Consider the following 8,895-nt stretch of genomic DNA (forward strand, 5'->3'; position numbering starts at 1 on the left):
CGGGCGTCCCTCGATTCCGAACGAGAGGCCCTAGCGGGTGTTGCGCCGGGTCGTACCAGTGTCCAGATCGGGGAAGGGTGCTTGCGCGTCCTCGAACAGGAAGGTCTCGTCCTCCCCGAAGTCCGGGGCCTGGAAGGGGTCCGCCGCTGGAGGTGGCGATGCCGCGGTGGCCCGGCGCGGTGCCCCTTCCGGGGCGGAGAACAGCGAGGTCAGGTCGATGAGAGGTCTCCGATTCGGTGCGGGGCCGTGAAAGGGTCTGGCGTGTGCATGTTGTGACCGGGCCCGGCGGTCCTGGAGCCGCTGCTCCGGCTGCGACGTAGGCCACAGCGGCGACTTCGGCTCCAGCTGCAACTACAGCTTGCTCATCTTGGCGTACGGGCTCAGGATCCGTTCCTGCGCCGAACCGAAATCCACGAGTGCCGCGATTCCGTCCTCGATGCCGATCACCCGGCCGAGACCGTACATGTCGTGCGTGACCTGGTCGCCCACCGCGAAGTGCTTGGGCGGCGGTGCGACCGGGGCTTTGAAGGGGCTGGTGGGCAGAATGCGCTTCGGTGCAACTGGCTTTGTCATTGTCACCAGTATGGGCCTGCGGGCACCGCTTGCCACAGCCGTCCACGGTTCACTACTCGCGGCTCCATGGAAAACTCGGGGTGTGATAATCGAACGCGCGTACGCATCCGGTGGCTCGCTCGACGGGGACGAGGGAGAATGACCGTGGTCCGTGCCCTGTGTGCGGGGCTCATGGCGGAAGGTCTGCGCCTCCCCGCACCGGTGACCTATCCGGTCGGTGAGAACGGCTCGGGCAAGTCGACCCTGGTCGAGGCTCTCGCCGAAGGCTTCGGGCTGGACTCCTGGGGCGGCTCGCACGACTGGCGCTGTGCCGGTCACCGCCGGGCTGGAGACCACCGTGCCGGCGCGCACCGCCGACATGTTCGCGGAGGCGGGCCGGCTCGACGGGACCGCGGAACGCGCCCGAGAGGCCCTGGCCGCGATGCGCGCCCTACTCGACACGGTCCGGGAGGGTGGGACGGAGGTCGCGCGGCGGCCGCAGCCCACTCTCCAGGCCCTCGACCTGCTCGCCCACCAGTGCCGGGCCACCGGCCGTGACGTGGGGATACGGCTGACCGACCGGGTGCCCGAACGGCTGCCCACCGCCGTTGACCCGACCGCTTACCATGCGGCGGAGACCGTGCTCGCGGCGAGCGGTGAGGGGTCGGCGGTCCTGGGATTCGACGCGCTGCGCGCCGGCGCCTCCGGTTCCCCAGCCCTTTGAGAAGTGCGATCTGCCAGGTCGGCGACCACTCTCCTCCAGCTCCTGAGTAACCACAAGAGAGCACGGGAGCCCCGCTCCGGCCCGGGGAACAGGGCTCAGCGGTCGGCGGTGGGCGGTACGAACTCGGGCTGGTCGAGCAGGCGCAGCCAGCTTCCGTCGGGCTGGCGCCGGACGACCTGCGCGCGGGCACCCGCCCCGTCCCCCGGCGGCGTCGAGGTGAGGGCGATGTCGCCGCTGACCAGGGTCGGAAGCGGCTGCTCCGGCTCGAAGCGGGGGCGGTTGGCCAGCACCTTCTCCCACAGTGCGCGGATCGCCTCCCGGCCCACGGTCCGGTCGCCGGGCGGGTACGCCATCACCGCGTCCTCCTCGTAGAGCGCGGCGACTCCGGCCGCGTCACCGGCGTTGGACCGTTCGACGAACAGGCGCGTGATGTCCTCGGGCCGCATGGCCTTCTCGTACGCGGACTCGCCCTCGTGCTGGTGCTCCGGTGTCTCCGTCATGGGTGCCTCCTGGCCTCGCTCGGGCTTCGGTGCTTCCAGCGTGGCCGCCCGCCGACCAGAAGTCCAACAGATGGATCTACTGGAAGCTAGAATCCACAGCTATGGAACTGAGGCAGCTGGAGTACTTCGTCGCGGTCGCCGAGGAGCGGAACTTCACGCGGGCGGCCGAGCGGGTCCGCATCAGCCAGTCCGGAGTCAGCGCCCAGATCCGCCGGCTGGAACGGGAACTCGGCGCCGAACTGTTCGACCGGTCGTCGCGTGCCGTCGCCCTCACCGTCGCGGGAAAGGCCGCGCTCGGACCCGCCCGCGCCGCGCTTGCCGCGGCCGGGGCGGTGGGCCAGGCGGTGGGCGAGGTCACCGGCCTGATCCGGGGCCGGCTCACGGTCGGGATGGTCATGGGCTGCACGGTCACGCCGCTGTTCGACGCCCTCGCCGCCTTCCACCGGGCGCATCCCGGTGTGGAGATCGCTCTGCTGGAGGACAACTCCGACCGGCTCGTCGAGGGTGTACGCGCGGGCACCGTCGACCTGGCCCTCGTCGGAACCGCGACCGCCGCCCCGGACGGGCTGGAGGCGTTGACGCTCCTCAGTGAGCGGCTCGTGGCAGCGGTCCCGGCCGGGCACCCCTTGGCGCACCAGCGGCGGGTCACGCTGCGCGACCTGGTCGCCCATCCGATCGTCTGCATGCCCTCCGGTACGGGGCTGCGCACGGCGTTCGACCTGGCCTGTGCCGCACGGGACCTCCGGCCCGCGATCGCGCTGCAGGCCGGCGCGGCGGACGCCATCGCGGACCTCGCTGCCCGCGGGCTCGGTGTCGCCATCCTCAGCGAGTCGATGGCCGCGAGCTACGGCGACCGGCTCACCGCCCGCCTCATCGATGGCGTCGACACACCGGCGATGCTCGCCCTGATCTGGAAGAGCGGCCAAAGTGCTGCTGCGGTAAAGGAGTTGCTGCACCACAGCCGACGGGCGTTCGCCGAGCCCGCCCCGGCGTGACCGTGCGGGTGGCCGGTCCCGCAGTTCTCCTCCGTAGGCCTGGACCCATGGCGCCCCGTCCGTCATGATGTCGTCGCCATGACAACTTAGTCCTCGGGACGGTGACCGTGCGCGGATCCTTCGTCAGGGCGACTCTGGCCGCCGTACTCCTGCTGGCGCCCGTGACGCCCGCTGCCGCCGCCACCGCGACGACACGGGAGTCCGCAAGCGGACTCCCCTCCGTCTCCGACCCCGCGACGACGGCCGGCACGAGCGCTGCGTCCGCCACGGCCGGCGCGTCCGCCGCCTCCGACCCCGACTGGTCCGCGCCGCTCAGCACGCGCGGCCGCTGGATCGTCGACGCGGACGGTGACCGTTTCAAGCTGCGCTCCGGCAACTGGCATGGCGCCAGCGGCACATGGAACGGTTCGGGCAGCGCGGACGACGACGCCAACCACCACGCGGGCGAGAACGCCGGCCGGATCCCCCTCGGCCTGGACCGTGCCCCCATGGCCGAGATCATCTCCGGCTTCCACGAGATCGGGATCAACAGCATCCGGCTGCCTTTCTCCAACGAGATGATCCACGACACCCGCCCCGTGACGGACGGCGCCGTCGCCGCCAACCCCACCCTGCGAGGGAAGACCCCGCTCGAGGTCTACGACGTCGTGGTCCGCGAACTCACCGCCTCCAAAATCGCGGTGATCCTCAACAACCACACCAACACCACTCGTTGGTGCTGCGGTGTCGACGGCAACGAGCGCTGGAATGCGAGCAGGTCCACCGGAGCTTGGGAGAGCGACTGGCTGTTCATGGCCCGCCGCTACCAGGACAACCAGCGCGTCGTGGGCGCCGACCTCTACAACGAGGTACGCCGGACCGTCTGGGACGACCCCAACTGGGGCCTCGGCGACAACCACGACTGGTTCACCGCGTCCCAGCGCGTGGGCGACCGCATCCTGACGGAAGCCAACCCCGACCTTCTCATCATCGTCGAGGGCATCAACTGGACCGGCATCCCCGTCGACGGGTTCGCGCACGGGCGCCCCACCCTGGAGCCCGTACGCCATCTCTCGCACACGCTCGTCGACTCCGGCAAACTCGTATACTCCGCCCACTTCTACGGCTACACCGGCCCGAACCACAGCGGCGCCACCGGAATCGGCGAGACCACCGACCCCCGCTACCAGGACCTGAGCCCCACCGAGCTGACCGACATACTGAACCGGCAGGCCCTCTACGTCACCGCCGAGGGGGAGCGGCACTTCACCGCCCCCGTCTGGATCAGCGAGTTCGGCGTCGGCGGCCGTGAGGAGACGGGAGCGAAGCAGCGCGCCTGGTTCGCGAACTTCGTCGACCACCTGATCCGTACCGACGCCGACTTCGCGTACTGGCCGCTCGTCGGCTGGCACGACAACCGCAGGGGCAACGGCTGGGCGCTGCTGCACTGGGACGTCGCGGGCCACCGCATGGGCCTGTACGACGGTGACGACTGGCGGGCCGCCGCCTGGACCCGGCTCGTCGGGGCCCCGGGCCGCACCGGACACATCGCCCCGGTGGCCGACTGGTCGATGCTCAGCCCCGACCACGCCGACTTCATCGCCTCGCGGCGCATGCGCGCGCTCCCCGATTGGAACTCCGGCGCCCGCAAGGCCGTCTGCCCCGACGGGCAGCGCCTTCTCGGCCTCAGTCACACCGGCAACCGCGGCCTGTGCTCCGACGTGACCGCCGGACCCCTGGGGGACCCGGCCGGCGGACACGAGGTGGTGGTCGACGAACGGCACGTCGGGCCCGGCGGCGACTGGGCCTCCGGATACACCAAACTCCAGTGCCCCGACGGCCACTTCCTCACCGGCTACAGCGTCCGCGGCGCCGCCGTCTCCGCCGCCCTGTGCGCGGCCGCCCGGCCCGGCGCGATCACCGGCACGAGCGGCCGCACGGTCTGGTTCGACCGCGGTGACAACAGGGGCCCGTCCCCCAAGGGCGGCGACTTCGCCCACGGCCACTACAAGGGCCAGTGCGCCGCCGACGAGTACGCGGCCGGCATCGCCTACACCGGCCGCCTCGGCTCCTCCCGCACCCCGGACGCGCTGCACTGCCGCAAGCTGACCTGACCCGCGCCGGTCGCTCGATTCCGCGGGGTCGGCCACGCGGTTGCGTCCGTACACGCCATGGCGGTATGCGCGAACACGGCCAGATGATCCGAAGCCGTGGCGCAACGGCGTCGGACGGCGGTCGTGTGACGAGAGCACGTTCCGCACCGCCGGGCACATCAGGGCCGTTGGTCCCTCTGCCCGGCGGACGGCAGGGACTGTTCGGCCCTGTCCGACCCCCCTACCCCGGCGGCGATCATGTGGCAGCGGCTGGGAAGCGTCGCGTCCACTCCCGTCCACTCGGCATCTTCCGGCTCGTCGACGCCTGGCCGAACACATACGGACAGGAGCAGAGCGTGAGCAGAAGGAGAGGGCACCGGCGGTGGCCGAGGGGCAGATACAAGAGGTGGGGACCGCGGGGGCGCACGCCGTGGCCCCCGGCGCGGGCGAGGCGCTCGAGCGCCCCGGGAACACCGCGCCGGAGACAGTGCGCGCGTCGTGGGTGGATTGGCTGACGACCACCGACCACAAGCGGATCGGGACGCTCTACCTGGTCTCCGCGTTCGTGTTCTTCTCCGTCGGCGGTGTGCTGGCGCTGCTGATGCGCGCGGAGCTGGCCCGGCCCGGTCTGCAGGTCATGTCGAACGAGCAGTTCAACCAGGCGTTCACGATGCACGGTTCGATCATGCTGCTGATGTTCGCGATGCCGCTGTTCACCGGGTTCGCGAACTGGATCATGCCGCTCCAGATCGGCGCACCCGACGTGGCGTTCCCGCGGCTGAACATGCTGGCCTTCTGGCTGTTCCTGCTCGGCTCACTGATCGCGGCCGGCGGCTTCCTCACTCCGGACGGGGCCGCAAGCTTCGGCTGGTTCCTGTACGCCCCGCTGTCCAGCGAGCTCTACTCACCGGGCATCGGCTCCGACCTGTGGATCATGGGCGTGGCCCTGTCCGGCTTCGGCTCGATCCTGGGCGCGGTCAACTTCATCACCACCATCGTCTGCATGCGCGCTCCCGGCATGACGATGTTCCGCATGCCGATCTTCACCTGGAACGTGCTGCTGACCGCTCTGCTGGTCCTGATGGTGTTCCCGGTCCTGGCGGCGGCACTGTTCGCCCTGGAGATGGACCGCAAGTTCGGCAGCCACGTCTTCGACGCGGCGAACGGCGGCGCACTGCTGTGGCAGCACCTGTTCTGGTTCTTCGGGCATCCAGAGGTCTACGTCCTGGCCCTGCCGTTCTTCGGCATCGTCTCCGAGGTGCTCCCGGTCTTCTCCCGGAAGCCGATGTTCGGCTACATGGGCCTGATCGGCGCGACGATCGCGATCGCGGGTCTGTCGGTGACGGTGTGGGCGCACCACATGTACGTCACGGGCGGTGTGCTGCTGCCGTTCTTCTCGTTCATGACCTTCCTGATCGCGATCCCGACCGGGGTGAAGTTCTTCAACTGGGTCGGCACGATGTGGAAGGGCAGCCTGTCCTTCGAGGCGCCCATGCTCTGGGCCACGGGCTTCCTCGTCACGTTCCTCTTCGGCGGTCTCACGGGCGTCATCCTGGCCTCACCGCCCCTCGACTTCCACCTCTCCGACTCGTACTTCGTCATCGCGCACTTCCACTACACGCTCTTCGGTACGGTCGTGTACGCGATGTTCGCCGGCTTCCACTTCTGGTGGCCGAAGTTCACCGGCAGGATGCTCGACGAGCGCCTCGGAAAGATCACCTTCTGGACGCTCACGGTGGGTTTCCACCTCACCTTCCTGGTCCAGCACTGGGTGGGCGTCGAGGGCATGCCCCGCCGCTACGCCGACTACCTGGCCGCCGACGGCTTCACCGCCCTCAACACCCTGTCGTCCATCGGGTCGTTCCTACTGGGCATATCGATGCTGCCGTTCCTCTACAACGTCTGGAAGACGGCCAAGTACGGCGAGAAGGTCGAGGTCGACGACCCCTGGGGCTACGGCCGTTCGCTCGAATGGGCCACCTCCTGCCCGCCCCCGCGCCACAACTTCACCTCCCTGCCCCGCATCCGGTCCGAATCCCCCGCCTTCGACGTCCACCACCCGGAGATCGCCGAGCTCGAGGCGGTGAACTGAACCGTGTCCCATCCCGTCCTGGCCCTCGGTGCGGCGGCGGTGACCGCGGCCGGCTCCGTCTGGTACCTGCCGGCCCTCGCCGATCTGAGGGCCGGGGCCGACCGGCCCGCTTCCCTCCGCGCCGGGGCGGTGGCCTGCCTCAGCGGCTGGACCACGGCCGCCGCTGTCGCCGTACTCCTTCTCCTGACCGACGGCTGGTGGCCGCCCTGTGCGGCGGCCCTGGCGGGCACGACCGCCACGACCGCCCTCTGGACCCGAGCAGCCGTCCACCGCCGACGCGGCGCACGCGAAGCGGCCCGCCTCTGGGCGCAACTGGGGTGGTTCGGGCCCCCGGCCCTTCCCGCACCGCCTTCGTCGCCGTCGTCCTGACCGGCGGCCCGGTCGCGGCCACGACCACCGCCGCCGCCGTCCTCTGGGCCCACGGCCAGGACACGGTCCCGCTCTGGCTGACCGCCGCCCCTCCCCTCACCCTTGTCGCCCTGTCCCTCGCCGTCGCCCTCACGGCCATCCGCAGAACCCGCCACCGCGAGTACGACGCTCCGGTCCGGCCCGCACGGAAGGGGTGAACGACACGACGTCCCGTGGCGATGACCTGTCTTTGGAGGAGGAGGTGACCTCACCCGCATGCCCCGCGGAGAGCTGTGCGGGATGCGGCTTCATGACTCCGTAACTCCGTACGGACGGGACGGCATTGCGCGCGCGATCAGCCGTGCGATGCACGGCATCGGGACCCGCTCCTGGATCAGGCCGGATCAGGCCTGATCCGGACGAAGGACCCTAGCCGTAGACCACCGACCACGGGCGCGGGGAATCGTCCGGTGGGCGGGGAACGCCGTCGCGCCACGGGGTCGCGGTGTGGTCGCGGGCCAGGACGTCGGCCGCGAGTTCCGCGAAACGGCGGGCGGCCGGGTGAGCGCCGCGGCCGGAGGGCCAGGCGCCGCTGATGTGCAGGGCGAGGGGCCGGCCGGCCAGGGGCCGCCAGGCGACGCGGGGCTCTTTGCGTGCCACCGGCCCCTGGTCGAAGGCGACGCCGTGCCCCGCCGTCACCAGCGCGAGCAGGAACTCGGGGTTCGACGCGTGCCGTACCCGGCCGGGTACGAAGCCCTCCGCGCGGCACACGTCGAGGATCCTGTCGTACCAGCCGGGCGCGTGTGCCCGCGGGAAGAGCACCAGGTCGTGGCCGGAGAGCTCACCGAGCGCCACCTCCGGCAACCTCGCCAGCGGTGACGTACGCGGCAGGACGACACCCAGATCGAGCGAGATCTCGGGGCCGAGTCGCAGGTCGGTGGCGTCGACGGGATGGTGCACGAGTCCGACGTCCAGCCCGCCGGAGGAGAGCAGTCGTACCTGCTCCTCGGTGGTGACCTCCTGCAGGTCCACGGACAGCCCCGGAGCGTGCGCCGCGCAGGCGGAGAGCAGGGCGGACAGCACGGCGGTCGTGGTGTCGGGCGGTACGCCCGCGCGAAGCGTGCCGAGGCCACCGTCGGCGGCGCGGCGGGCCAGCGTGCGTAACCTCTCCTCCCCGGCGAGGAGTTCGTGGGCCTCCTCCAGCAGCACCGCTCCGGCGGCGCTCAAGCGGACGCCGCGCTGCGAGCGGTCGAACAGCTCCGCACCGAGTTCCTTCTCCAGCCTGCGGATCGCCTGGCTGAGCGGCGGCTGTGCCATGCCCAGCCGCTCGGCGGCCCGACTGAAGTGCAACTCGTCGGCTACGGTGACGAAAAGGCGCAGGTGGCGCAAGAGATCCACGGTCAATGACCTTACGTGAAGGCCGCGGTGAGGAGGACGCATCCGGTGGCCGGGCCCGACGGACCGGTAGCCAGGTCCGACGGACCATTGGCCGCGACGCATCGATGGCCGGACGGAACCAGGGACCGGGACGGAACCAGGGACCGGGACGGGACGGGACCTCCCCCCGGGTGGTGGACACCCTGACCTCCGGCCCCGGTGGGGGCCGGGAGAG

At 70.8% G+C, this 8,895-nt stretch carries 9 protein-coding genes and 1 pseudogene; 7 read left to right on the plus strand and 3 right to left on the minus strand.

Annotated features, from left to right (window positions below):
- Positions 1 to 351: 351 nt before the first annotated feature.
- A complete protein-coding gene (locus ACFP2V_RS09650; RefSeq protein WP_055608812.1) occupies positions 352 to 573 on the minus strand; it encodes a hypothetical protein in 222 nt (73 codons plus the stop codon).
- 151 nt (positions 574 to 724) lie between these two features.
- Between ACFP2V_RS09650 and ACFP2V_RS09655 the strand changes: the two are divergent.
- Positions 725 to 894 (plus strand): annotated as a pseudogene (locus ACFP2V_RS09655) (AAA family ATPase); the annotation flags it as partial.
- On the plus strand, positions 881 to 1,276 hold the full coding sequence (locus tag ACFP2V_RS09660) for a hypothetical protein (RefSeq protein WP_381208507.1): 396 nt from the start codon (positions 881 to 883) through the stop codon (positions 1,274 to 1,276). The pseudogene ACFP2V_RS09655 and the gene ACFP2V_RS09660, both read left to right, overlap by 14 nt.
- A gap of 95 nt (positions 1,277 to 1,371) precedes the next feature.
- Here the strand turns inward: ACFP2V_RS09660 and ACFP2V_RS09665 are convergent, their stop codons facing one another.
- Positions 1,372 to 1,776 (minus strand): YybH family protein, encoded by a 405-nt coding sequence (locus ACFP2V_RS09665; RefSeq protein ID WP_381208467.1) that lies wholly within the window; start codon positions 1,774 to 1,776, stop codon positions 1,372 to 1,374.
- A gap of 101 nt (positions 1,777 to 1,877) precedes the next feature.
- Between ACFP2V_RS09665 and ACFP2V_RS09670 the strand changes: the two genes are divergently transcribed.
- The 5 genes from ACFP2V_RS09670 to ACFP2V_RS09690 all read left to right on the plus strand — a co-directional run bounded on the left by ACFP2V_RS09670 (position 1,878) and on the right by ACFP2V_RS09690 (position 7,501).
- The gene (locus ACFP2V_RS09670) at positions 1,878 to 2,771 is read left to right on the plus strand and encodes a LysR family transcriptional regulator (protein ID WP_381208469.1); all 894 of its coding nucleotides are present in this window, start codon (positions 1,878 to 1,880) and stop codon (positions 2,769 to 2,771) included.
- A gap of 107 nt (positions 2,772 to 2,878) precedes the next feature.
- A complete protein-coding gene (locus tag ACFP2V_RS09675) occupies positions 2,879 to 4,864 on the plus strand; it encodes a glycoside hydrolase family 5 protein (protein WP_381208495.1) in 1,986 nt (661 codons plus the stop codon).
- Positions 4,865 to 5,225: 361 nt separating this feature from the next.
- Positions 5,226 to 6,935: an aa3-type cytochrome oxidase subunit I gene (ctaD, locus tag ACFP2V_RS09680; protein ID WP_381208472.1), complete on the plus strand. Its 1,710-nt coding sequence runs from the start codon at positions 5,226 to 5,228 to the stop codon at positions 6,933 to 6,935.
- Between the two features lie 3 nt (positions 6,936 to 6,938).
- Positions 6,939 to 7,304 (plus strand): hypothetical protein, encoded by a 366-nt coding sequence (locus tag ACFP2V_RS09685; RefSeq protein WP_381208475.1) that lies wholly within the window; start codon positions 6,939 to 6,941, stop codon positions 7,302 to 7,304.
- On the plus strand, positions 7,253 to 7,501 hold the full coding sequence (locus ACFP2V_RS09690) for a hypothetical protein (protein WP_381208478.1): 249 nt from the start codon (positions 7,253 to 7,255) through the stop codon (positions 7,499 to 7,501). Before ACFP2V_RS09685 ends, ACFP2V_RS09690 begins: the two co-directional genes overlap by 52 nt.
- Before the next feature lie 211 nt (positions 7,502 to 7,712).
- On the opposite strand, the gene ACFP2V_RS09695 is transcribed toward ACFP2V_RS09690, so the two are convergent.
- Entirely contained in the window at positions 7,713 to 8,672 is a 960-nt protein-coding gene (locus ACFP2V_RS09695; protein WP_381208498.1) for a LysR family transcriptional regulator, read from the minus strand.
- Positions 8,673 to 8,895: the final 223 nt, after the last annotated feature.

Origin of the sequence: Streptomyces incanus, from assembly GCF_042656345.1 — a bacterium.
GTDB lineage: Bacteria > Actinomycetota > Actinomycetes > Streptomycetales > Streptomycetaceae > Streptomyces > Streptomyces incanus.

Bases quoted from the DNA above. Each gene is read 5' to 3' on its own strand.
- ACFP2V_RS09650 (WP_055608812.1), bottom strand. From the start codon at position 573: ATGACAAAGCCAGTTGCACCGAAGCGCATTCTGCCCACCAGCCCCTTC.
- ACFP2V_RS09665 (WP_381208467.1), bottom strand. From the start codon at position 1,776: ATGACGGAGACACCGGAGCACCAGCACGAGGGCGAGTCCGCGTACGAG.
- ACFP2V_RS09670 (WP_381208469.1), top strand. From the start codon at position 1,878: ATGGAACTGAGGCAGCTGGAGTACTTCGTCGCGGTCGCCGAGGAGCGG.